This window comes from Prochlorococcus sp. MIT 1304 (assembly GCF_047305015.1).
GTDB lineage: Bacteria > Cyanobacteriota > Cyanobacteriia > PCC-6307 > Cyanobiaceae > Prochlorococcus_A > Prochlorococcus_A marinus_E.
Genome location: NZ_CP138974.1, coordinates 94,765 through 118,151 on the forward strand (window position 1 = coordinate 94,765; position 23,387 = coordinate 118,151).

General features: G+C 32.8%; 20 protein-coding genes and 1 tRNA gene. 9 read left to right on the top strand and 12 right to left on the bottom strand.

Annotated features, from left to right (window positions below):
- Positions 1–14 precede the first annotated feature (14 nt).
- The 3 genes from rpsP to SIB45_RS00510 are packed head-to-tail and all read right to left on the bottom strand — an operon-like array spanning position 15 to position 4,066.
- Positions 15–380 carry a 30S ribosomal protein S16 gene (gene rpsP / locus SIB45_RS00500; protein WP_011863400.1) on the bottom strand — a complete coding sequence of 122 codons (366 nt, stop codon included), beginning with the start codon at positions 378–380 and terminating at the stop codon, positions 15–17.
- A 54-nt stretch (positions 381–434) separates the two neighbouring features.
- On the bottom strand, positions 435–1,913 hold the full coding sequence (ffh, locus tag SIB45_RS00505) for a signal recognition particle protein (protein ID WP_011863401.1): 1,479 nt from the start codon (positions 1,911–1,913) through the stop codon (positions 435–437).
- 47 nt (positions 1,914–1,960) lie between these two features.
- Complete coding sequence (locus tag SIB45_RS00510; RefSeq protein ID WP_011863402.1) at positions 1,961–4,066, bottom strand: IMS domain-containing protein; 2,106 nt, start codon at positions 4,064–4,066, stop codon at positions 1,961–1,963.
- A 113-nt stretch (positions 4,067–4,179) separates the two neighbouring features.
- Here SIB45_RS00510 and pdhA point away from each other — a divergent pair, with 113 nt between their 5' ends.
- Positions 4,180–5,253, top strand: a complete 1,074-nt coding sequence (pdhA, locus tag SIB45_RS00515; RefSeq protein ID WP_011863403.1) for a pyruvate dehydrogenase (acetyl-transferring) E1 component subunit alpha — start codon at positions 4,180–4,182, stop codon at positions 5,251–5,253.
- Between the two features lies 1 nt (position 5,254).
- Here the strand turns inward: pdhA and SIB45_RS00520 are convergent, their stop codons facing one another.
- On the bottom strand, positions 5,255–6,196 hold the full coding sequence (locus SIB45_RS00520; protein WP_011863404.1) for an RpoD/SigA family RNA polymerase sigma factor: 942 nt from the start codon (positions 6,194–6,196) through the stop codon (positions 5,255–5,257).
- Positions 6,197–6,336: 140 nt separating this feature from the next.
- The gene (locus SIB45_RS00525; RefSeq protein WP_011863405.1) at positions 6,337–7,902 is read right to left on the bottom strand and encodes a bifunctional ADP-dependent NAD(P)H-hydrate dehydratase/NAD(P)H-hydrate epimerase; all 1,566 of its coding nucleotides are present in this window, start codon (positions 7,900–7,902) and stop codon (positions 6,337–6,339) included.
- 46 nt (positions 7,903–7,948) lie between these two features.
- Here SIB45_RS00525 and mnmA point away from each other — a divergent pair, with 46 nt between their 5' ends.
- On the top strand, positions 7,949–9,106 hold the full coding sequence (mnmA, locus tag SIB45_RS00530; RefSeq protein WP_011863406.1) for a tRNA 2-thiouridine(34) synthase MnmA: 1,158 nt from the start codon (positions 7,949–7,951) through the stop codon (positions 9,104–9,106).
- Here the strand turns inward: mnmA and SIB45_RS00535 are convergent.
- Positions 9,099–10,403 carry an acyltransferase gene (locus SIB45_RS00535; RefSeq protein ID WP_225866350.1) on the bottom strand — a complete coding sequence of 435 codons (1,305 nt, stop codon included), beginning with the start codon at positions 10,401–10,403 and terminating at the stop codon, positions 9,099–9,101. The genes mnmA and SIB45_RS00535 overlap by 8 nt on opposite strands.
- A 269-nt stretch (positions 10,404–10,672) precedes the next feature.
- Between SIB45_RS00535 and SIB45_RS00540 the strand changes: the two genes are divergently transcribed.
- The 3 genes from SIB45_RS00540 (at position 10,673) to sodX (ending at position 12,198) form a co-directional block, all read left to right on the top strand.
- A complete protein-coding gene (locus tag SIB45_RS00540) occupies positions 10,673–11,245 on the top strand; it encodes an FKBP-type peptidyl-prolyl cis-trans isomerase (protein ID WP_011863408.1) in 573 nt (190 codons plus the stop codon).
- 78 nt (positions 11,246–11,323) lie between these two features.
- Positions 11,324–11,797: a superoxide dismutase, Ni gene (sodN, locus tag SIB45_RS00545; RefSeq protein WP_011863409.1), complete on the top strand. Its 474-nt coding sequence runs from the start codon at positions 11,324–11,326 to the stop codon at positions 11,795–11,797.
- 59 nt (positions 11,798–11,856) lie between these two features.
- Positions 11,857–12,198 carry a nickel-type superoxide dismutase maturation protease gene (gene sodX, locus SIB45_RS00550; RefSeq protein WP_413682148.1) on the top strand — a complete coding sequence of 114 codons (342 nt, stop codon included), beginning with the start codon at positions 11,857–11,859 and terminating at the stop codon, positions 12,196–12,198.
- Here the strand turns inward: sodX and SIB45_RS00555 are convergent.
- The 4 genes from SIB45_RS00555 to SIB45_RS00570 are packed head-to-tail and all read right to left on the bottom strand — an operon-like array spanning position 12,157 to position 16,076.
- Positions 12,157–12,828 (bottom strand): hydantoin utilization protein A, encoded by a 672-nt coding sequence (locus SIB45_RS00555; RefSeq protein ID WP_413682132.1) that lies wholly within the window; start codon positions 12,826–12,828, stop codon positions 12,157–12,159. The genes sodX and SIB45_RS00555 overlap by 42 nt on opposite strands.
- 55 nt (positions 12,829–12,883) lie before the next feature.
- Complete coding sequence (trpC, locus tag SIB45_RS00560; protein WP_011863412.1) at positions 12,884–13,771, bottom strand: indole-3-glycerol phosphate synthase TrpC; 888 nt, start codon at positions 13,769–13,771, stop codon at positions 12,884–12,886.
- Between the two features lie 12 nt (positions 13,772–13,783).
- Positions 13,784–15,223 (bottom strand): dihydrolipoyl dehydrogenase, encoded by a 1,440-nt coding sequence (gene lpdA / locus SIB45_RS00565; protein ID WP_011863413.1) that lies wholly within the window; start codon positions 15,221–15,223, stop codon positions 13,784–13,786.
- Positions 15,224–15,230: 7 nt separating this feature from the next.
- On the bottom strand, positions 15,231–16,076 hold the full coding sequence (locus tag SIB45_RS00570) for an RNA methyltransferase (RefSeq protein ID WP_343287544.1): 846 nt from the start codon (positions 16,074–16,076) through the stop codon (positions 15,231–15,233).
- Between the two features lie 189 nt (positions 16,077–16,265).
- On the opposite strand from SIB45_RS00570, the gene murA reads away from it, so the two are divergent.
- The 4 genes from murA to SIB45_RS00590 all read left to right on the top strand — a co-directional run bounded on the left by murA (position 16,266) and on the right by SIB45_RS00590 (position 20,668).
- Entirely contained in the window at positions 16,266–17,636 is a 1,371-nt protein-coding gene (gene murA, locus SIB45_RS00575; protein ID WP_011863415.1) for a UDP-N-acetylglucosamine 1-carboxyvinyltransferase, read from the top strand.
- A gap of 525 nt (positions 17,637–18,161) precedes the next feature.
- A tRNA-Leu gene (locus SIB45_RS00580) sits at positions 18,162–18,243 on the top strand.
- 5 nt (positions 18,244–18,248) lie between these two features.
- Positions 18,249–19,424, top strand: a complete 1,176-nt coding sequence (locus SIB45_RS00585; protein ID WP_041484719.1) for an aspartate aminotransferase family protein — start codon at positions 18,249–18,251, stop codon at positions 19,422–19,424.
- Between the two features lie 11 nt (positions 19,425–19,435).
- A complete protein-coding gene (locus tag SIB45_RS00590; RefSeq protein ID WP_011863418.1) occupies positions 19,436–20,668 on the top strand; it encodes a bifunctional folylpolyglutamate synthase/dihydrofolate synthase in 1,233 nt (410 codons plus the stop codon).
- Here the strand turns inward: SIB45_RS00590 and SIB45_RS00595 are convergent.
- The gene (locus tag SIB45_RS00595) at positions 20,665–22,023 is read right to left on the bottom strand and encodes an FAD-binding oxidoreductase (protein WP_011863419.1); all 1,359 of its coding nucleotides are present in this window, start codon (positions 22,021–22,023) and stop codon (positions 20,665–20,667) included. The two genes, SIB45_RS00590 and SIB45_RS00595, sit on opposite strands and share 4 nt — an antisense overlap.
- 38 nt (positions 22,024–22,061) lie before the next feature.
- The gene (locus tag SIB45_RS00600; RefSeq protein WP_011863420.1) at positions 22,062–23,297 is read right to left on the bottom strand and encodes an amidohydrolase family protein; all 1,236 of its coding nucleotides are present in this window, start codon (positions 23,295–23,297) and stop codon (positions 22,062–22,064) included.
- Positions 23,298–23,387 lie beyond the last annotated feature (90 nt).

A 23,387-nucleotide genomic window follows, 5' to 3' on the forward strand; every position in this document is an offset into this window, starting at 1 on the left:
AATTTATCAAATCACTAGGTTTCAGCTTCATTGCTCTCGCTTTCAGCTTTACTACTATCATTGTCTCCATCTTTAGTTTTAGCCTTAGCTAATTTTTCCTTCTCTAACCTTGCTTTACCAATTGCGATAGAGGGTCTTTCTGTTTTTTCTAATAACCCTCCCTTTTCTAATAAAGTTCTCACAACATTAGTTGGCTGAGCACCTTGAGTAAGTCTTGTTCTTAAAGCTTCTGTGTCAAGCCTGGTTTCCTTAGTTCTTGGATTATAAAAACCTAGTTCTTGTAGAGGTCTACCATCTCTTCTGGAAGTACTATTGCATGCAACAATTCTGAAACTTGCCTCTTTTTTCTTTCCAAAGCGCTTAAGGCGCAATTTAATCATCTTAAATTAATGCATTTTTTATAATAATATCATTTAAAGGTAAAAATATAGAAACTATAAATCGGCAAAACCTTTTTTCTTTTTATTATTTTTTTGTTTTTTCATTGGCTTGTTACCACTCACACCTCCCATTCCTGGCATTCCTCCCATTCCTGGCATTCCTCCCATTCCTGGCATTCCTCCCATTCCTGGCATTCCTCCCATTCCTGGCATTCCTCCCATTCCTGGCATTCCTCCATTAGACATTTGTTTCATAAAACCTCTCATTCTTTGAAAATCAGCTAATACTTTATCTACATCCTTTGCTTCATAGCCGCTACCTTGGGCGATCCTTTGTCTTCTTGAAGGTTGAGCGGCAAGAACTTCGGGTTTTTGTTTCTCCTCAAGAGTCATTGACGAGATCATAGATTCTATTTTCTTAAGTTGATCTTCTCCATCTTTTATCATCCCATCATCTATTTTATTCATTCCAGGAATCAATTTAATCAATCCACCAAGTGAACCCATTCTTTTAATTAATCTCATTTGCTTTACAAAATCATTAAAGTCGAAAGTCGCTTCTTGAAGTTTCTTTTGCATCGCTTCTGCATCAGCAAGTTCAACTTCTTTTTGTGCTTTTTCAACAAGTGTCAATACATCGCCCATCCCTAAAATTCTGCTAGCCATTCTCTCTGGATGAAATGGTTGAAGAGCTTCTATTTTTTCACCTACACCTATAAATTTGATTGGTTTACCACTTATTTTTCTTATTGATAAAGCAGCTCCGCCTCTTGAGTCACCATCCAACTTAGTTAATATCGCCCCTGTGATTCCTACTTTTTCATGAAATGACTTTGTTAAGTCTGCAGCTTCTTGCCCAATCATTGAATCAACAACAAGCAAAACCTCATCAGGATTAGAAACTTCTTTTATTCGAACCATTTCACTCATCATGGAATCATCAATTTGTAGTCTTCCTGCGGTATCAATAATTATCGAATTAAAATCATTTTCGTTAGCAAAATTCAATGCTTCCTTTGCTATTTCTTCTGGTTTGCTATTTTTTTCTTTAGCTGAAAAAACTTCTAATTCATATTGACTTCCCAATGTTTTAAGCTGCTCTACAGCAGCTGGTCGATAAATATCTGCAGCAACCAAAAGAACTTTTTTATCTTTTTCCTTTAAATAAAGTCCTAATTTTCCTGTTGCAGTTGTTTTACCCGCTCCCTGAAGTCCAGCCATCAAAATGACTGTAGGACTATTTTCATTTTCGTTTAATGGAGAATTTTCATTCCCCATAATTTTAATCAATTCTTTATTTACAACTTCTATAAATTTTTGACCAGGGTTTACACCTCTAACTACTTCTTCTCCAATAGCTTTATCTTTAACATCTGTTATAAACTCTTTAACTACGGACAAACTTACATCTGCATCAAGGAGTGCTCTTTTTACCTCCTTCAAGGCATCGTTAATATTATTTTCACTAATTTTTGCTTCGCCTCTTAAACCCTTTACTGCGTCTTCAAAGCGTGACGAGAGTTCATCAAACATTATTAAAAAGTAATTTTAATTATTATAGATGATCTTGAAGTTTGTAATTACAAGCCGCTCACGAAATCAACCAATTTCCATGATTTATTTGAAAACCCTAAAATATATCTAACTTTAAGGGGAGTCAAGGATGTTTCATTAACAAATTCGCCAGAATTTTTTACTATTCTCTCTAGATAATTTAATTCAACCAAAACAACAATCCGCGATGAAGTTTGTGATTCCAAATCAATCTTACGTATTTGGGAATTAATTTCTTTATAAATTCCCTTCTTGATATCGTTTTCTCTCTCTTCTATTGTTCGATCAATCAAACCTTTACTAACAATCTTTGAAAGATTAATTTCACTCTTTCCCGCCAAGTAATTGCTTTTGCTTAGAAGCCATCCATTAATTAAATTCCTAATATCTTCAAGAGAAGGTGAAGGGGAATTAAGTTCTTTGAATTCATAGGAAATAATTGAAGTAGACTTCTCAGGAATAGAATTCAATTTACTTGAAGGATTTTTTTTTATTTCTTGAATAATATTTTTCTCACTAATCTTTTGATTTTTATCTTTGGAAATTAAAGGTTTTTCAGCAATAACTTCCTCCTGAATTGATTTTTTAAAATTATTTCTTAAAAATCCAATCCCAATGCCAAATGCAAATAAGATCAAAAATGCATAAATATAAACTAAATAAGGCGACTGATAAATAATCTTTTTATCATTCAAAAATTCCCCAAAACTAAACTTTAATTCTGCAATTTTTTCAATTAAAAAATTATAAAACTCTATTGGTTTTTTCTTAAAGTATTCCTCATTGAATTCGTTTTCTTTAATCTCAGCATTTTCATAATCTTGTTTTATACCACCAGGCCAAGGTAATCTCCTTTCATCAATATTACCCAACAAATTATCAAAATCTTCAGTCGTTTTTGTAGAGGTTTCCTTCTCAACCTGTTGGTTTTGAAAATTTGACCTAATTGCAATTCTATTTGATTTCTTTTCTAATTTTTCAATAAATTCTTGAATTTCCCTATCTTCAAACCAAGAATCTAAATCCACGTCTTTTGAGTCAATGTCTCTATACCCAACTAAAACATCATTCTGTAGCCAATTTTTACAGTAAGTACAAATCGCTTCTAACTTATTACCAGGATAATTATTAAGCCAATCTTGTAAATTTTCATCAGAACTACTTGAAAACCTTGCAGAGGCCTGGTCAATATCAGCTAAAAGCAAATCTAAACAACCAATTAAAGGCATTGAATCAAGACCGGATAAATTTAGTTTCTTTAAAATTCTCCTCGCTTCAAATAATTTTTCTGGCTTTCTTCTAGAAAAACCAATAGCTGTTAAGGATAGAAAAGCTAAAAATCCTGCTTCTAATGATCCTCTTTTTTGTAATTCAATAAACAAATCAATCTGTTCTTGCACCGTCAAGAATGGCTTAATTTGTTGAAAAAAAGCTTCAAAATCTTGCTGATTTAAATAATCTTTATATACAGATTTATTATCACCTTCTAAACCACCTCTTTTGATTATTAAATTTTCCAACATACTTAACCCTTTTTTATGAGACTCTTGATCATTTAGATCCCTACTAAGTAGATCTAGGATTCTGAAAGGAAGCAAAGCAAGCAAGTCCTCTTCAAGTTCTTTTCTTCTATTCTCAAGCTTTCCCATTCTTTGTAGAAGATGTATACCTTCATGTAAAAAATCTGCGGCATTCGAATAGGATCTTAGTTGTTGTTCTTGAATTGCAGAATCTCTAGCTGTTAAAGCAGCCAATAATGTTAAATCAGCTTCTCTACTACTTCCTAAAGCAGGAGTTTGCGGGGGCTGCAATGCTTTTCTCGTGATTTTAAAAGCTTCTTTTGCTGAACCTGATTCCCAAAGTAGTATTAATCCTGCTACTTCTCTATTTGAGGAAAAATCCAATCCAGAATTCCCATTTAATAACAAGTTTTCGTATTCTCTTCTGCTTTCTGGATCTGTAAGTAGATCGGCAGTGAGGCGAAGCAACTCAGATCTTTGAGTTAAAACTTCATAAGTAAAGCCTTCATCGGGTGTTTTATCTAACCGCAATTGAAACGCCCTTAAAATTTCCTCAGAAGTTGCAGAGGGGCTTACGCCAATTAAACGAAAATGATCTAAAGGAAGTTCCAAGCAAATATCCTATTGAAAATTCTTAGACAAATTTTATCAAGTTAAAAAATTTTTTCACATGGTCTTACAGAGTTATTAAAAAAAATCATGAAAATCGACCTTCACAGCTTAGAATGTTAACAAATCAAAACTTCGTTAAGGTATTATTCTTGGAAACACATGTAGAGAGAATCTCAAATCTTCAAGACATAAAAAAAGCCGAATTAGATCGAGCAACTGGATTATTTCTTTATGAAGACATGACGCTTGGTCGTAGGTTTGAAGATAAGTGTGCAGAAATGTATTACAGGGGGAAAATGTTTGGTTTCGTCCATTTATATAACGGTCAAGAGGCTATAAGCACCGGAGTAATTGGCGCTATGAAAAAGAAACATGATTGGTTTTGTAGTACCTATCGCGATCATGTTCATGCACTAAGTGCGGGGGTTCCCTCATTTGAAGTAATGAGTGAACTTTTTGGTAAAGCTACTGGATGTAGTAAAGGCCGAGGTGGATCCATGCATTTATTTTCAAGAGAGCATCACTTACTAGGAGGATATGCATTTATTGGAGAGGGAATTCCAGTTGCCTTAGGGGCAGCCTTTTCAAGTAAATACAAAAAAGAAGTTGCTGGTAATAGTGATAGTGATGCGGTAACTGCAGCATTCTTTGGGGATGGGACTTGCAATAATGGGCAGTTTTTTGAATGTTTAAATATGGCCCAGTTATGGAAATTACCCATAATTTTTGTTGTTGAAAATAATAAATGGGCTATTGGTATGGCTCATGATAGAGCTACTAGTAACCCAGAAATCTGGAGAAAAGCGTCTGCTTTTGGTATGCACGGCGAGGAAGTTGATGGAATGGATGTGTTAGCAGTGAGAGGAGCAGCACAAAGAGCAATTGAGCGAGCTAGAGCAGGAGAAGGTCCCACACTCTTAGAATGTTTGACTTATAGATACAGAGGCCATTCTCTTGCAGATCCAGATGAATTAAGGTCTGAAAAAGAGAAGGAGTTTTGGGGGAAAAGAGATCCCATTAAGAAATTAGCCAAAGAAATTATTGACGGTAAATTCGCAACGGAAGAAGAATTAAAAGTTATTGAAAAGAAAATTGATGCAGAGATATCTGAGTCAGTTAAAAATGCTATTGAAGCTCCCGAACCACCTTCAGAAGAATTAACCAAATATATTTGGGCAGAAGATTAGATTAAATACTGCTAGGTAATTTTCTAGTTAAATTCCTTAATTTTCTTAGCGCCTTAAGTTCAACTTGTCTTACTCTTTCTCTGGAAACTTCTAATAATCTTCCAATTTCAGCAAGTGTGTGTCTCTCATTTGCATCAAGCCCAAATCTTAATTTGAGAACATGTTGTTCTTGCTCGCTCAAATGACTTAACCACTTACCAAGTTGCTCTTGATGCATTTTTTGTTCAACTTGATCTAAAGGTTCTTCATTATTACTATCAGCAATTAAATCACCTAAAAAGCTTCTGCCGTCATCGCCATTTACTGGAGCATCTAAACTACTTGTCGATAAAGCTTGTCTTAAGACAGAATCCAATTCTTCTACATCAATTTCCATAGCCTCTGCAATTTCAATCCTGCTGGGCATAGCACCAAGTTTATGAGCCAAATCTCTACTAACTTTTCTAATTGAAGCTAACCTTTCACTTAAGTGAACAGGTAAACGAATTGTTCTTGATTGACAAGCAATTGCTCTTGTCATACTCTGTCTAATCCACCAAAAAGCGTATGTAGAAAACTTATACCCCCTTGTCGGATCAAATTTTTCAACAGCCCTCTCCAACCCAAGAGAACCTTCTTGTACTAAATCAAGAAGTTCCAGTCCTTTACCTTGATATTTTTTTGCAACACTGACAACTAATCTTAAATTAGCTTTCATCATTCTTTCTTTAGCTCTTCGACCAATTTTTATTGTTCTTTTTTGCTGAGTTGTAAATTCATTAGTCTTTTCATTTAATTGTCCATCTTCTGTAAGAATCATCATCTTCTGGACTTGATTACCCAACTCAATCTCCTCGGCAGGTGTTAATAAAGGAACTCTACCGATATTTTGCAAATACCAGCTAATAGGATCATTGCTTCTCCTTTTAGGCGGTTCTGCTTGTGTTGGTAATGATGAAATCATTTTTTGACCTAATTTAGGTATTAAAACTTTCCTACACTTTTAATGAAAAAGCCAAATATTTAATGCGCGCTTCAGATTTCAAGTAATATTTGTACACTTATGTGTTTAAAACTATAAATAACTCTCCTAAATTGTTTCTTTCAAGATATTTGTCTCATTTTTTTATTTCTCATTAATTTTGACAATTCGTCACCAATAGCAGATGCATTTGACCCTTTTTTGCACTTTGATGCAGCAAATGAATGCAAAAGTACGTATTTAGCAAAATATTCTGCTGTTATGTTTCTACAAAAGGTTAAATCAATCGCAGAACTCCCTGCTATAAATCCAGATAAAAGATCACCTAATCCAGCTCGAGCTGTCTGTGAATCGGTTCCGAAAAGTTGCCAAACTTTTTTACTATCAGCAACTATGCTATTAGCTCCCTTAAATAAAATACCAATGTTAAATTCTTTTGCTGCATCAAGAGCTAGCCCTAAATTGGTAGAAGAATTGATATTAGGGAATAACCTTCGAAATTCTTTGCTATGAGGTGTAATCCATGTTTTAAATTTTCTCTCTAAAAAGAAATTTGCCCCTAACTTAGATTCCGAAATTCTATTAAGTGCATCTGCATCCAAGATCAATAACCCTCCATAATCCAAAAGATAGTCTTTTGATTTTTGCCAATCATCATTATCAATTCCTATTCCTGGGCCGACAGCTACTGAATCAAATGCACTTAAATCAATATTTTTTAATGCACCAAATAAAGATGCATTTCCATTCTGATTAGACTGCATAATATCCTTTAAAACTATTTCTGGAGCAACTTGCCAAATAGATTCAGCAACTACCTCAGGAAGGACAGCGGAGACATAACCTGCTCCACTTGATATCGCGCCTTTTAATGCTAAGTATGCAGCGCCAGGATATTTTTCACTTCCAGCTATTAATAATGTTCTACCTCTTTTATATTTGTTGGAATTTTTTGGTAAAGAAGGTAAATCAATATTTTTTAAATCTTTGTAAGTAACCTTAAAAATCTTTTTATCAACTTTTGACAGTTTACTAATAGGTACCCCAACATCTATATGGTGCAATTCTCCAATAAAAGGCAATGCAGAATCTTGAGTTAACCCAATCTTATTAAGACCAATTGCCAAGGTATAGTCTGCCTTTACAGCTTTATCTAAAAAAGGCTGTCCTTTATCAGGACATAATCCTGTTGGAATATCAATACTTATTACCTTGCTATATTTGTTATGAAATTTTTGATTAAACAGTTTAATTAATCTATCATCGACTTTTCTTGTTTGATTATTACCAAAAACTGCATCAATCCAAAGATCTTTCCCATTTGCATCAGGAGGCTCTACTAATTTTGTGACACCAATAGATGTAAGATAATTAAGGTGGTCATTTGTTAGTGTTTTTTTTATCGGGAATGGACACCATACTTGAACATAAAAACCTTTCAAAAAAAGCTCTCTAGCTATCACTGCACCATCCCCGCCATTATGCCCAGGACCTATAAAAACAGTTATTCCATTCTTGAGAAGAGGTTTCTTTTTTAGAAGCCATCTACTAATTTGGATACCAGCTTTTTCCATCAATGCTTCTTGTGGCATTCCATCAGAAAACATTTCTTTCTCTACTATCAACATTTGCTTTGAATCAACAATTAAATGTTTAGAATCAATTGTTGGCCATACAATTTCATTCATAATTAGTACAAAGCAATTGAAGAACTGTTCAAAAATTTAAACTTCCATGTTAAAGACACAAAAGGATAAAAAATTAGAGAACTTTTTTTCTTCTAATAATAAAACTAAAAAGAAAAAAAATATTATTGTAGGTCTTTCTGGTGGCGTAGATAGTTCCCTTTCAGCTGCTCTTCTTGTAGAAAGAGGGTGGAATGTTGAGGGACTAACTCTTTGGCTAATAAAAGGACAAGGCTCCTGTTGTTCTGAAGGATTAGTGGATGCTGCTGGCCTTTGTGAAGATTTGGGAATTAATCATAAAATAATAGACTCAAGAGAAATTTTCGAAAGAGAGGTAATTAAAAAAACTACTGAAAGCTATGAGAAAGGATTCACTCCACTGCCATGTTCGATGTGCAACAAGAATGTGAAGTTTGAAGAAATGCTTAATTACGCAGTAAACAAAAAAGACTTTACTCACATTGCGACCGGACATTACGCAAGGATAAAAAAATCATCTTATGCTGAAACACTTGATTGCAAGAGCTTTAAATTTAAGGACTTCCTTCTTCTCAGAGGTGCCGACGAAAACAAAGACCAAAGTTATTTTCTTTATTCTCTTTCACAAGAAGTACTAAGCAGATTAGAATTTCCTCTTGGTGAAATGAAAAAAGAAGAGACAAGAAAGGAAGCCTTGAGATTAGGCCTTAGAACTGCTCAAAAACCAGAAAGTCAAGATTTATGTTTAGTTGAGCATTATGGATCAATGCAGAGATTCATCGACAAACACATTGAACCCAAAGAAGGAGAAATTGTGCATGTAAATGGGAAAGTCCTGGGAACGCACAATGGTATTCAGCACTTCACAATTGGTCAAAGAAAAGGTTTGGGCATCGCTTGGCCGGATCCATTATATGTAAAAAGTTTAGACAGAGTAAAAAACATAGTTTACGTAGCAGATAAAAGTGATTTATTTAATAGAGAAGCAATAATTACTAAGGTTAACTGGGTTTCAATCGAAGAACCTAAACAAGAGATAGAAGTAGAAGCACAAATCAGATATAGAAGTCATCCAGTAAAAGGAACTTTAATACCTTTGAAAAATTTTGATAATCCAACTACAACATTCAAATTAATTTTTGAAGAAAGTCAAAGTTCGGTAACTCCCGGTCAAGCTGCAGTTTTTTATAAAGGAGAAATTTTATTAGGTGGTGGATTAATTAGTTAATTTTCCAAAAGAAATTTAATCCCAAAAACAATATAAACAAAAACAAAATAGGTTTATCTCCAAATTTTGTATAGAAAGTCTTTTCGGATGAAAAATTAGGGAACACTATTTCATTTTTCTCAACATCATAATCTAAAAGTTTAATTATTTTTCCATCATCTTGAACTAAGCCCGAAGGGCCGGTATTTGATACTAGTAAATTATTTTTCTTATTTTCAATACTTCTTAATCTAGCCAAAGATAGGAATTGATTATAAAGCTTAGCTGGATATGGATCTAAATTTGCTGCAGTTATTATTAGTTTTGCTCCGCTATTAATAGCTTTTCTTATTTCTAGTCCATCACTAATTTCGTAACATATAGCTACTGCTAGTGGCGGTGTAAATTTAGGATCAAAAAATCGTGAATCAGAGCCTGGCTGAATTCCTCCTACTGCAGATAATCCTTTTGAAAAACTATCTAGAAATCTAGGTATTTTTTCACCTATTGGAACAAGTCTATTTTTATCTATAAACGAGGTAAAAGATTTATCTCCAATTTGAAATCCGAGTAAAGAACTTCTTAACTCATTATTTGAATTTCTGAAACCTCCAGACAAGGTATTAACCTTAATGGCTTTAGAAAAATAAAAATTATTAGATAGAGTTCCTTCAGGAGCAACAAGAAGTTTCGCTTTATTTGATATAGCATATTTTTGAGCGATAGATAGCTTTTCTTCAATAAATTGATCATTTATTTTTAATTTTTCTCTTGTTGGTATATTAGTTTGCCAAATAGCTACTGGATATTCATAATTTCTTTTTATTGGAGTTTTTAAACCTCCAAATAAATGTAAGAAAATAAAAACCAAAAGTCCTAAAAGAAATATTTTTTTAAAGTAAAGTTTTCTTTCCCATCTACCTTGAATATAAAAAATCCAAAATCCAATCAATATTTGTAATACGCATAAACCACTTGCACCAATCCATCTTGCTAAACCAGCAAGATAAATATCACCTGGGATAAGGCTCTCTCCTAAACCTATCCAAAAAAAAGGAGTTTGAGAAAGTATCAATTCACCCAAACCCCAAGTCAAAGATAAAAAAAATACTTTTACTGCTAAAGATAATATTTTCATTTTGAAAACATCCTCTTTCCAGAGAATAATTTCAACTAACCATCCCCATAAATAAACTAATATCCCACCCAAAAAAGCGCAAAATAGTAATATTAAAGTGGAAATTATTAAACTTGCCAGCCATGAAAACCCGAGCCATGTCAATGGATGAAGATCATAAAGCCAAGAATGACTTATCAAGATAAAGAAAAAACCCCAACAAAAATTTGATATTCTCCTTTTACTTCCCTTCCATAAAATAAATAATGATATCGGCATAAAAAGCAGCCAAAAATGAGTTGAGACTGAAATTCCTCCTAAAATCCCTCCTAAACTAGGGTAAAAATATTGTCTTAGAATTTTAATTTGATTTGGGATTAACAATCTAAAATTACGAAATTAAATTTATAATCACCCATTTATTGTACCTTCATTCTGTAGACTAAGTTTTAGTAACTTTCAAAATTTAAGTGAAAGAAGTATTTATTAGTTTTGCAATTTTTGTTTTTTGTGTTTCATTAACTATTTTCAGTCAATTTAATTCACCTCAAGTTGTTAATGCTGCTGAATCAGAAACTCAGTCAGTTCAAAGAACACCTGTTGCAAAATCATCAAATGTCTCAAATAATAATTTATTTGAACTAGACCCATCAGATCCAAATCCTATACTTTTCGCTATGGCAGAAGAAACACCAATAGACATTAATTCAAGGACAACAGAAAGTGGTCTAATTATTGCAGATATCGTAAACGGGGAAGGAGATGAGGCTAATGCTGGCCAAACAGTTACCGTAGATTACACAGGAACACTAGAAGACGGGACACAATTTGATACCAGTATAGGCAGAGCTCCATTCAGCTTTCCCTTGGGTGCTGGACGAGTAATAAAAGGTTGGGACGAAGGTGTAGCAGGTATGAAAGTTGGAGGCAAAAGAAAATTAACAATACCTCCGGAACTTGGATACGGGAAAAGAGGAGCTGGAAATGTAATACCTGCTAATGCGACATTAATATTTGAAGTTGAATTATTAAAAGTCAATTAAATTAAGTAAGAAAAATATCTAAGACTTTTCAATTTAGTTAATCTCCAAGTAATATATATACAACACCAAATATTTGAAATGTTAAGTAAATTCATCAATTCTTTTCTAGATAAAAAATCCCCAATGACGGTCCATGCTCACTGCGATGGTCCTTGTGGTGTTTACGACCCAGCATCTACGAGAGTTGCAGCTGAAGCAGTTTTATCAATGACAAAAAAACTTATTGCATTAGAAGCTCCTTCTAGCACTGATTCAGCAGAGTGGGCCACATACAGTAATACATTTTCTAGATATGTTGCAGTTAAAGAAGATCAAGCTAAAGAAACAAAGAAAGAGATCCTAATTTTGTGGACAGATTACTTTAAACCAGTTCACTTAGAAACTTATCCAGACTTACATGAAACCATTTGGAAGGCGGCCAAATTATGCAGTGCATGCAAAGTTAATATTGACTTAGCCCAAGCTGAAGAACTCATGAGTTATGTAGAAAAAATTCATAATATTTTCTGGGCTTCAAAAGGAAGATCAGACGCTTTTGTAAAAACTAGTTAATCAGAGTTATTTTCAAAAGTTTTTTTGATTTTATTTTATTTTTTTTAGGTTTAAGAAAAATCGCGATTATTAGTGGTGAATCGATGTTTCCTTACCTAAAAGAAGGTGACATTGTATTTTTTAAAAAATATAAAAAGAATAAATCAATACTTAAAAATCGGCAAATAGTTATTTTTAATCATCCAGTTAAAAATAAAAAACTAATAAAAAGGATAAAGTCAGTAAATCAAAATAACGTTGAGGTTATTGGCGACAATATTAAATTTAGCGAAGATAGTAATAAATTTGGATTAATCAATAAAGAAAAAATAATTGGGATTTTCACCTCTAAATTAATTATTCCTAAATTAAAAAATTTTTTAATTCAAAAAAACAGAAGCACTTCTTTGAGTCCAAAATAATCCCAAAGAAAAGGAAAGCCCTCCTGCTACAGCTATTAATCTTTTAATAAATTTTTGACTCGCTTTAAAGGTAGTAAAAGATATTAAACAAGTAAAAAGATTCATACTTATGAGTGAACCAATCAAATATGAAATCAAATATAAGCAAGCGCTTGTTAAAGGTAGTGCTAAAGCAGGAAGAACTGCAAGAAAATGTGAACCTCCAGCTATACCATGTAGCAAACCTAAACCAGTCAAAGCATGTGAGTGCTTATTCTTATTTTTTTGTTCCTTAACATGAAAATGAAAGTGACGATGGGCAATTCCATTCTCATGCTTATGGGAATGAGAGTGGATACTTAATTGAAAAGAATTTTTTATAGCAAATACTCCAACAATTAGAAGTGAAATTCCAACTAAGAATTCGGCAATACTAGAAAATTTGTTTAATGGCGTAATATCCTTAATAAAAATCGCTAGAAAAGCTAACAAGAGGACTCCAGAAGAATGTCCCAAGCCCCATGAGAAACTATTTTTAAGAGCTTTTTGGGGATTATTAATCGCTGCTGGTGCCATTGCAATTAGATGATCAGCGCCACTAACTACATGAACAAATCCTGCGACTATACCTGTTAAAATTACAGCCTGCATATATATTCAGTACAACTCTGTTTATTCAATTTTATAGCACGATTTGAAGTCAATATTAAATTGAGGTAAATAATTTCTTGAACGATTGTTCAATATCCGTTTCTCTCATAAAAGTTTCACCAATTAATACTCCCTTGATGCCAATAGATCTAAGCGATTCTAAATCTTCGGCACAATTAATTCCAGATTCACTTATGGGAATAATATTTTGTTTTAGAAATATATCTGCATATGTATGCATCAATTCTATTGATGTTTTTAAATCTGTTTTAAAAGTCTTTAAGTCCCTATTATTTATTCCAATCAAATTAAAAGATTTTAACTTTAGAATCCTTTCTAATTCATCTGCATTATGGACTTCAACAAGAACACTCATCTTTAAATTATCAGCTATTTTCTTTAAATAAATTAAATCGTCATCACTTAAAATCGCAGCGATTAATAATATTGCATCAGCACCAGATACCCTTGCTTTATAAATCTGATAAGCAGAAATAATAAAATCTTTGCAGAGTAGAGGGAGATTAGTTGATCTCCTTACAGTTTCGAGTATTTCATAACTACCTTGAAAGAACCTTTTATCGGTAAGTACTGAGATACATGATGCACCTAATCCTTCGTAACAAATTGCTATGTTTTCAGGGTTAAAATCTTTTCTAATAACTCCTTTACTTGGACTAGCTTTTTTTATTTCAGCAATAACTCCTGGTTTTATTTTTGACTCCAAAATATTTTTATAAAAATCTTTGGGAGTTGGAAGTTTTTCAATCTTTTTGATGAGATCTTCTAAAGAGACTATTTTTTTAAAATTCTTAATTTCAATATCTTTGTGCCATACAATTTCTTCCAGAATATTTTTTGCTTGTGCTTCTCTATGAGGTACAGCATATTCTAAATTTTCTACCCTTACTGTTGGATTTGGTGGCCTGCGTCTTATCTCCATTAATTTTAGAAATTATTTTATTTGAGAAGCTGCTTGTTTATATGCGACCTCAACTACTTCACTAAGAGTAGGATGAGTATGAACTTCTTTAGATAATTGAATTACATCTTGGTTCCTTGAAATAGCGTTCGAAATTTCTTGAATTAAATCAGCTGCATGTAACCCAAAAATATGAGCACCTAATACTTTCCCATTATCTTTGTTGAAAATCAACTTTAGCAATCCGTCACTCTCCAATTCAGCCAATGCTTTTGAATTAGCCTTAAAGAAACTTTTGACAACTCCCAAAGTAAAATTTTCTTTTGCAGATATCTCCTCAGCTTCAGCTTCTGAGAGACCAACTGAACTTATCTCTGGGTGAGTAAAGGTTGCTGCAGGTATACTTTTATAGTTAATTCCGACATTACCACCGCAAATATTATCAACAGCAACAGTACCCTGCGCTGCAGCTGTATGGGCAAGCATTAGTTTGCCCGTTACATCTCCAACGGCCCAAATGTTAGGTATTATTTCATCACCATTCTTAACTCTCATCTGATCATCTATAGGAATAAACCCTTTTACTGTTTCGATACCAACCGACTCAAGATTTAAGTTATTACTATTAGGACTTCTGCCAGTAGCAACTAGTACAGCGTCAACTTCTAAAGTTTCTACAACTTCCTTAGATTTTGCATCCGTCAGTTCTATTTTTACAGGACATCCAGGTATTATTTTTGTCGCAAAGACATTTGATTTTGTATCTATATCTCTTGCTTGAATAAGGTTCTTCTTAGCAATTTTAGTGATGTCTGGATCAAATGTTGGCATAATATTTTCCAAAGCCTCGATCATGGTAACTTCACAACCAAGCGCGGTATAAACATCAGCAAATTCTAGTCCTATATATCCACTTCCAATAATTGCTATCCATCTTGGAAGCCACTCAAGTTTAACCGCATCATCACTAGTGAATACGGTCCTATTATCCAAAGTTATTCCACGGGGCACAAAAGGAGAAGAACCTGTTGCTATAACAATATTCTTACATGTAAAAATTTTATCAATTCCGTTTTTATCTCTTACACCTACTTTTTGATTTCCTTCAATTCTTCCAATTCCCAAAATAATTTCAACTCCACTTCTTTTAAGAGTTTTTGTTAAATTTTCTCTAACATTTAAGACTAAATTATTTGCATGATCTGCAATTTTTGATCTCTCGAACCTTACTGGAGAAGCATGAATACCAAATTTAGCTAAATGTTCATAATCAGCTATTTCTCTAACTTTTCCACTTGCAGCCAAAAGAGCTTTAGATGGAACACAACCCTTGTTAACACAAGTACCTCCCATATCAGAAGATTCTACTATTGCGACTTTCAGTCCCTTGCCAGCAGCATGTTTAGCGGCATCAAAACCTCCATATCCTGCTCCTATTACAATTAAATCGAAATCAAAACTTGAATCAGTCACTTTTTATTTATTTATTAGAGGTGTATGCGACTCTTTTTCGTTCTAGTAATAATGGAACTGCAACACAAGCCACATTCAATGATTCTACAAGCTCACTATGCGGAATTGTAATTGTTTCATTAAAAGCTTCTTGAATTTTCTTATGAATACCTTGACCTTCATTACCCAAAATCAAGACAGTAGACTTAGTCCAATCAATTTCCCAGTATGGTTTTGAAGTTTTTTTTGAGCTTTTATTAAAGCTACTAGTGGAAAAAATCTTAAATCCTTCATTTGATAATTCAGATAAAGACTTTAATAAAGAATTTATTATTTCTTCTTCAGTACCCTCATATCTTTTAAATGGGAGATTAAAGACCGCGCCAGTTGATGCTCTTAATACTTTTTGGTTTAATGGGTGCGCACCTCCAGCTAAAAAAATTGCATCGACACCAGCAGCTAAAGCAGTTCTAAAAAGATTACCCATATTCCCAGGATCTTGAATTCTATCAAGAACAAGAATAAAATCATCTTTACTATTGAATTGATAATTAGGTATCGATGAAATTTCTACTAATGCTGCGATGCCATCTGGATTAACTGTTGAAATCGCAGAAGCTAAAACCTCCTCAGAGACCAAAGTTAATAATGATTCATCAAACTGTTTGCTAAGATTTTGGTTTTTTATTAGCCATTTTTCAGTAACTAAAATTTTGGAGGGAGAATTTCCAGACTTAAGCAATTCCTCAATAAGATGGGTACCTTCTATACAAAAAAAATCTTTATCTTTGCGAGAGGATCCGCTTTTAAATGATCTAAATCTTTTAACTAGATTATTGTTTTTACTAGTTATTTTTAAAAAAGTATTTTCTATGAGTAGTTTTAAAAATTCGTTATCAACTACATTTTAATTACATAAATATTTTGATCAATTGTTTATTAAATTTTTATTTCCCAAGAAATAAAAAAATATATTTTCACTTTTAATTAATATTCAAGACGTTACATAGGGTGGACTTACTAATTTTCGTTTGTCATCATGAATCTAATAAATTAAGTCTTAATGATTTGCGGTAGCAAAAATAAGTCATATCTTAAATCACAAAATTTAAAGATTTTTGGCCAAGGCAAATTAAATGGAATCGTTGAAATAAGTGGTGCGAAGAATTCGGCCTTAGTTTTACTTGCTGCATCATTACTAACTAATGAAAGAATAGTTCTTCAGAATGTTCCTCGCCTCACTGACATTGAAAAAATGGCTAATATCCTTAGAAATTTAGGGGTTAAAATAGTAGAAAAAAACAATAGATTAGAGTTAGATTCACAAAATATTTCTATTAAAGAACTTCCATATGAACTTGTTAATGGACTAAGAGCAAGTTTCTTTTGTATCGGTCCACTATTAAGTAAATTTGGAGAAGCTAAAGTCCCTTTGCCTGGAGGGTGCAATATTGGTTCAAGGCCAATAGATGAGCACATTAATGGGCTTAAAGCACTAGGAGCGGAAATTCTTATTGAAGAAGAAATTGTCAAAGCAAATATAAAAGGAGATAAAAGCAGATTAATTGGTACCCATATCAAATTAAAGTGCCCAAGCGTAGGAGCTACTGAAACTTTAATAATGGCCGCATCATTAGCAGAGGGAAGAACTACGATTGAGAATGCTGCAAGAGAACCTGAAATTCAGGATCTATGCCAAATGCTAAATAAAATGGGGGCAAAAATTTACGACTCTGGCAAAGAAAAAATAATTATTGATGGTGTTAATGAGCTGTGTGGTTGTAGTCATAAAGTAATTCCAGATCGAATAGAGGCTGGCACTTTTTTAATAGCTGCTGCTGCGACTTCCTCTTCGATAACAATATCTCCTGTAATTCCTAATCATCTTGAAGCTGTCACGAATAAGCTTCAAGAGAGCGGAAGTAAAATTACGATTAAAGGTAATTCAATTACAATCAACTGTAATAAGATCAAAGGGGTAGATATTGAAACAGCTCCTTTTCCAGGATTTCCAACTGATTTGCAAGCACCATTTACAACTTTAATGGCAATCGCAAATGGTGAATCAAAGATAACAGAAACAATTTTCGAAAATAGAATGAACCATGTTCATTTACTTAACAAAATGGGGGCGAATATAAAATTAAACAAAAACATAGCTCACATCAAAGGTGTTAAAAAATTTAAGGGGATGGATCTAGTTGGATCTGATTTGAGGACTTCAGCTGCATTAATAATTGCTGGGATTATAGCTGAAGGAACTAGTACAATTTCTGGTTTAGAGCATTTGGATAGAGGTTATGAAAATTTTGAATCAAAACTAAAAATATTGGGTATAAAAATTACCAGAGAGTTTAACAAAAAAACTTTGAAAAATAAGGAATTTAAGACGAGTTCAGACCCAGCAGATATTCCTCGATATAAAGCAGCCTAAATTACAAAAAGCTTGAAAACTATATAAATGTTTAAACGTAAGCAATATTAATGAGTGAAATGCAGCCTAAAAATATGATAAACAACACTAAAAAGCGACTTGACCAAATTTTATTTAAACCACTAATCTTGAGATCATTCATACCCATGTTCCGCTATTAGATCCAAATGCTGTCAAAATTGTGACTGCAATGAAAAGATAGGGAGCAAATCTTAAAGATAATTTTTTTGCTTTAATTTTAGACATTTAAGTTTTTTTTTAAATATAACATAATATTACTGAATATGAAGTTTCACTCCCGTAAACAGGCTTTAAACTGGGCAACTGTTACAAAAACGTACCGTATATGTCAATAATATCATTTTAATCTTAATTATTGTCAGAAATTCAATAAATATAATTCTATTTTTTAGCAAAAAGATTAGCAATTAACAAGCGTTATCTTGATAACTGTTCATTGGCAAAAACAATAGTCAATGAGTTGATTTTTGTTATAATAAAAAAGTTCATTTTTGCAAAAGCCTTGGGAGCGTGGTGGAATTGGTAGACGCACCGCACTCAAAATGCGGCACCTTCGGGTATGTCGGTTCAAGTCCGACCGCTCCCACTTTGATGAATACATATAGTAGATTCGATATATCTTTCAAAAAAGGAAAAGGTTGTTGGCTATGGGACAAAACAGGTAAAAAATATCTTGATGCAGTCGCTGGTATAGCAACTTGTAGTCTTGGCCATAGCGATAGAGTTTTAAGAAGAAGGCTATCAACTCAACTAAGAAAGATTCAGCACATTTCCAATCTCTACAACATTGAAGAACAAGAACAATTAAGCAGAACTTTAACAAATATAAGTTGCGCCAAAAGTGTCTTCTTCTGCAACAGTGGTGCGGAAGCAAATGAATCAGCAATTAAATTAATTAAAAAATATGGTAATACAATAAATAAGGGTAAAGAATCGATTATTCTCGCTGCAGAATCCAGCTTTCATGGAAGGACGCTGGCAGCATTGAGTGCTACTGGACAGCCCAAATATCAAAAAGGCTTCGAACCATTGATTCAAGGGTTCAAATTTTTTAAATTTAACAATTTTGATTCGGTAAAAAAATTATTTGAAGAGTGTGAAAATAATAATCAAAAAATTTCAGGCGTTTTAGTTGAACCAATACAAGGTGAAGGTGGCGTAATTCCTGGAAGCAAAATATTTTTTAAAAGTCTGAGAAATATATGTGATGAATATAATTCTCTCCTAATTTTAGATGAGGTTCAAAGTGGAGTAGGTCGAACTGGGAAAATGTGGGGTTATGAGAATTTAGGCATTGAACCTGATGGATTCACCCTTGCTAAAGGATTAGGAGGAGGTCATGCAATTGGAGCATTATTAGTAAAAGAAAAAGCCAATATTTTTTATCCAGGAGATCATGCAAGTACATTTGGGGGTAACCCTTTCGCCTGTAAAGCTGCCCTAACTGTATTAGAAGAAATAAATAGAAGAAATCTTATCAATAATGTTTATCTAAGGGGGGAACAATTAAGTGCTGGATTTGAAGAATTATCAAAAAAATTTCCAAATATTATTACCGGTAAAAGAGGTTTAGGTTTAATACAAGGTCTTGTAATCAATAAAGATTATGTTGATGCAAAAAAAATTACATTAAAAGCTTTTGATAAAGGGTTACTGGTGGTTCCGGCAGGAGGAAATGTTGTAAGGATTGTCCCACCATTAGTTATATCTCGAAGAGAAATTAATATTCTTTTGGATAAGCTAAATTTAATTTTTGGAGAGTTATAGCAATTTAAATTTTGAAAAATGCAAATTTAAAAACTTTTGAATTATTATCACCTAAATATGAAAGGGATAATATCAATTTAGGCTTATCAAGAATTAAAAAAGCACTTCAAAAACTTGGCAATCCTTGCGAGAATATTCCAGCGATACAAATTATTGGAACCAATGGGAAAGGATCAATCGCGGCATATTTAGAAAGTATACTTTTTGAATCTAAAAGGAATTTTGGTGTAACGACATCACCTCATCTCTTGGACATATGCGAGAGAATCAGAGTTAATAAAAAAAATATTAACAAAACTGATTTTGAAAAAATCTATAGATTAATAGAAAAAAAATTTTCAACATTTGAATTAACTCCTTTTGAAAAAATCATTTGCTGCGCACTGAATTTTTTTGACAATAAAAAAGTTGAATTGCTCATTCTTGAAGCTGGCTTAGGGGGAAGATTAGACGCGACAACAGCCCATAAATTTAGACCAATAATTGCTATTGGGAATATTGGCTTAGACCATAAAGAATTTCTCGGAGATACGATTGAAAAAATTGCCGAAGAAAAATTAGCAGTTATTGAAAAAAACGCAATCGTCATCTCATGCAAACAAAATAGTCAAGTTGAAAATTTAATAACCCAAAAAGTTCAAGAGGTTGGAGCAGAAATTATCTGGAAAGATGCAATCACAAGCAGCTTTGAGATTGGATTAAAAGGAATTTTTCAAAAGCAAAATGCCTCAGTAGCTGTTGGTGCAATTGAAGCGCTGAATAATTTGGGATTTAATATAAAAGAGAAATATATATCTGAAGGTCTTAAAAAGACATCTTGGAAAGGTAGGTTAGAAATAATAAATTATTTGAACAAAGAAATTCTTGTAGATTGTGCGCATAATTATCCTGCTGCTAAAGCACTCTCTCATGAGCGAAGCAATTGGGAGAATGAAGATAAAGGAATTTATTGGATTTTGGGTGTCCAAAGACAAAAAGATATTTACGCAATATTAAAAACACTTCTAAAGAAAAGTGATCACTTATTACTTGTGCCAGTCCCAAACCAACCTAGTTGGCAATTAAACGATCTCTCACATATTAAAAAAATTGTCCCTCAAAAAACAATTGAATTTAAAACATTTGAACTTGCCATTGAGTATTTATTTTCCCTAGAAAAATGGCCACCTAATCATCCTGTTCTAACAGGTTCTATTTTTTTAGTTGCTGAATTTATTAAATTTGCGAATAAAGAAAAAAATTAAATTTTAAATTGTTCTTTTACTTCCCAACCTTCCAATTTTCCAGGATTTAAAAGCCCTTTAGGATCAAATCTTAATTTCGCTTTTACTTGATCTGCATCCACTACTCCGAGACCTCCGCCTTCAACTGTTAAAACATGAGGATTAAAAATAAAAGCACCAAGTTTCTTGCAATCTTCCATTATTTCATTTAATTCTTCTGCCCCGTTCCACTTTAATACAGGCAAAGCCGCTAATCGCGGTGATCCTTGTTGAGAAACTGCCTCTAAATGCCAAAGAACTTTTTTACCCCATTTTTTTCTCAAAAAATTAATTAATTCTATTTCATTATTAAGTGGCAAAAGCATCTGTAAATAAGTCCAATTTTTATCCCTAGACCTCATATGAAGAGTTGTATGATTCCATACGACTTCAGAAATTCCATTCACGAGCTTTTCTTCTTCCCCAAGTAGGGTAGATTCAACTTTAAATTTTTTACAAATTAGCTCGATGGTTTTTATTCCTCCAAAAGTAGATTGAATTAATACCTTGTGACTTCTAGATTTACTTTTAAACCATTTTGGCATTTGATCTACAATTTCCTCTTCAAGAATTGCTCCTAATTTCAGGTTGATTGCTGCGCTAGTAAGAGTTTTTAATATTTCTATTGTTTTTTCAAATTCAATACAGTCAATAACTAATGAGTACCACTTACGTTTGATATCAGTAGCAAGTAATAAAGAAGTAATTATTCCATTAGTCCCATAAGCATGATTTAGAGGTTCGGATTCTTCAGCATCAAATTTTAATAATGCAGGTTTTTCATTCATCGTTACTGCCTCTAAACCTATAAGATTTCCTGGGTCTCTTAAAAATCCCCATCTAATGGAACCAATACCTCCTGATCCACCTGCAATAAAACCTCCAATTGTTGCAGTTTTCCAAGTACTAGGAAGTAACCTCAATTCCCTCCCATATTTCTCTAATTGTTTATTCAAATCTCCCATAACACAGCCAGACTGTACTTTTACAAAGCCTGTGGATGGATCAAATTCTTCTAACTTATTGAATTGACTCATCTGCATTACAACTCCTTTAAATAATGGGACAGCTTGTCCATAATTACCTGTACCTGAACCCCTTAAAGTAAGTGGGATAGATAATTCCCAACAAATTTCTGCTACTTCCTTTACCGCTTTGTGATCACTAGGTCTTACCACCAAATCAGCAATACATTCATCTAATTTTTCAGTAAGGATTGGAGAGTAGTTATAAAAATCTTTTGAAAGTCTTTTTACATCAGATTTATTTTCAATAATCTCTAAGTTTTCGACTTCTCTAAATTTGTCTATAAATTTGAGTTTTGATATTGATATCATTAATAAAAATTTTTATGGTTTGTATATAAATTAGCCAATTAACAATATAAATCGCCGTTTATAAATACTTTTCTCTTTAAATTTCTCGAAAAAACATCTGCCCATCTTTGTGCATCTAAAATCACAAAATCAGCAGGACAACCTTTTTTAATTAAACCATCCCATTTTAAATTTAATAATCTGCTTGGAGCTAAAAAAATAGAAGATAGAGTCATTCTCTCCCAGGGATTTAGTTGAAGCATAGGCATCGAGCAAGACAACGTATAAAAAGGGTCAAAATCACCAAATGGGTACCAAGGGTCTTGCACATTATCACTACCAAGAGATACATCAACATGTGAATTTTGTAATTGCTTTATTGGCGCAACTGGTCTTTTTAATGAAGTAGTTTTATTACTTCGATTGAGCAGCCAAAAATTTGTTAGTGGTAAGGCAATAACTTTAATATTTCTCTCAGCCATTTTCTCCCCTAACTTTAAAATCTCTCTATTAGTTAGAGAAATAAGACTACTCAAATGGCTACAAGTGATCGGAATACTATTAATATTTAAATTTTCGATTGTTTCTAATAAAACTTTTATTCCAGCTCCAGGTTCAATAATTGATTCATCTATATGCAAATCAATTTCTAATTTATTTTTACTCGCAAGAAGAAGCATCTTTGCTAGAAATTTGCTTGTGTCTTTTTTATTGAAAGGGGGTACAACAACACCCCCTAAAATGCCTCCATTAGAAGAAAACATTTTTGCCAAATCTTCTCCATCAGTTGTATTCCAAAATTCCAATGGAGCTAAAGCAACGTATTGTAAAGTCAACTCAGATGAAAATTTTTTTTGTAATTTAAAAAGTTCACTCCAAATATCAATAGATTGACCTTTGTATGTATCAATATGACTTCTTATTGCTCGGTATCCATTTTGTATGGCAAGTTTTAATGATTTATCAACTCTTTCAAGAACCTTATCTGTACTTCTAGTTTTATGTTCTTGAAGATTTGCTGATAATGCTCCTCCATAGTTTGATTCCAGATTAGGAAAGGCTGCCCATGTAAATGATTTATCAAAATGCGAATGCGGTTCAACAAATCTTGGGAATAAAATATTTTTTGGTTTTGTAATTTTATTTTTTAAAGGCTTTAACTCAGAAACAAATCCATCCTCCCAACTAATTGAAACTGAACATAAATCCTCTACATCGATAATGAGGTTATCTATATCTTCTATTACAAAAAGACTTCTGGGAATAAGAACCTCAGCTGTGCCGGAATTACTCAAGTTTTTTTAAGTTTTCTTTTATTTTAAATCATAAGAAAATTTTACCGAATTAGAAAATAATTCAAATTTCTCTAAAAGATAAAAATAACT

Excerpts from the sequence above, each read along its gene's own strand:
- rpsP (WP_011863400.1), bottom strand. The coding sequence starts at position 380 with ATGATTAAATTGCGCCTTAAGCGCTTTGGAAAGAAAAAAGAGGCAAGT.
- ffh (WP_011863401.1), bottom strand. The coding sequence starts at position 1,913 with ATGTTTGATGAACTCTCGTCACGCTTTGAAGACGCAGTAAAGGGTTTA.
- pdhA (WP_011863403.1), top strand. The coding sequence starts at position 4,180 with ATGTTAACAAATCAAAACTTCGTTAAGGTATTATTCTTGGAAACACAT.
- SIB45_RS00520 (WP_011863404.1), bottom strand. The coding sequence starts at position 6,196 with ATGATTTCATCATTACCAACACAAGCAGAACCGCCTAAAAGGAGAAGC.
- SIB45_RS00525 (WP_011863405.1), bottom strand. The coding sequence starts at position 7,902 with ATGAATGAAATTGTATGGCCAACAATTGATTCTAAACATTTAATTGTT.
- mnmA (WP_011863406.1), top strand. The coding sequence starts at position 7,949 with ATGTTAAAGACACAAAAGGATAAAAAATTAGAGAACTTTTTTTCTTCT.
- sodN (WP_011863409.1), top strand. The coding sequence starts at position 11,324 with ATGTTAAGTAAATTCATCAATTCTTTTCTAGATAAAAAATCCCCAATG.
- SIB45_RS00555 (WP_413682132.1), bottom strand. The coding sequence starts at position 12,828 with ATGCAGGCTGTAATTTTAACAGGTATAGTCGCAGGATTTGTTCATGTA.
- trpC (WP_011863412.1), bottom strand. The coding sequence starts at position 13,771 with ATGGAGATAAGACGCAGGCCACCAAATCCAACAGTAAGGGTAGAAAAT.
- murA (WP_011863415.1), top strand. The coding sequence starts at position 16,266 with ATGATTTGCGGTAGCAAAAATAAGTCATATCTTAAATCACAAAATTTA.
- SIB45_RS00585 (WP_041484719.1), top strand. The coding sequence starts at position 18,249 with ATGAATACATATAGTAGATTCGATATATCTTTCAAAAAAGGAAAAGGT.
- SIB45_RS00595 (WP_011863419.1), bottom strand. The coding sequence starts at position 22,023 with ATGATATCAATATCAAAACTCAAATTTATAGACAAATTTAGAGAAGTC.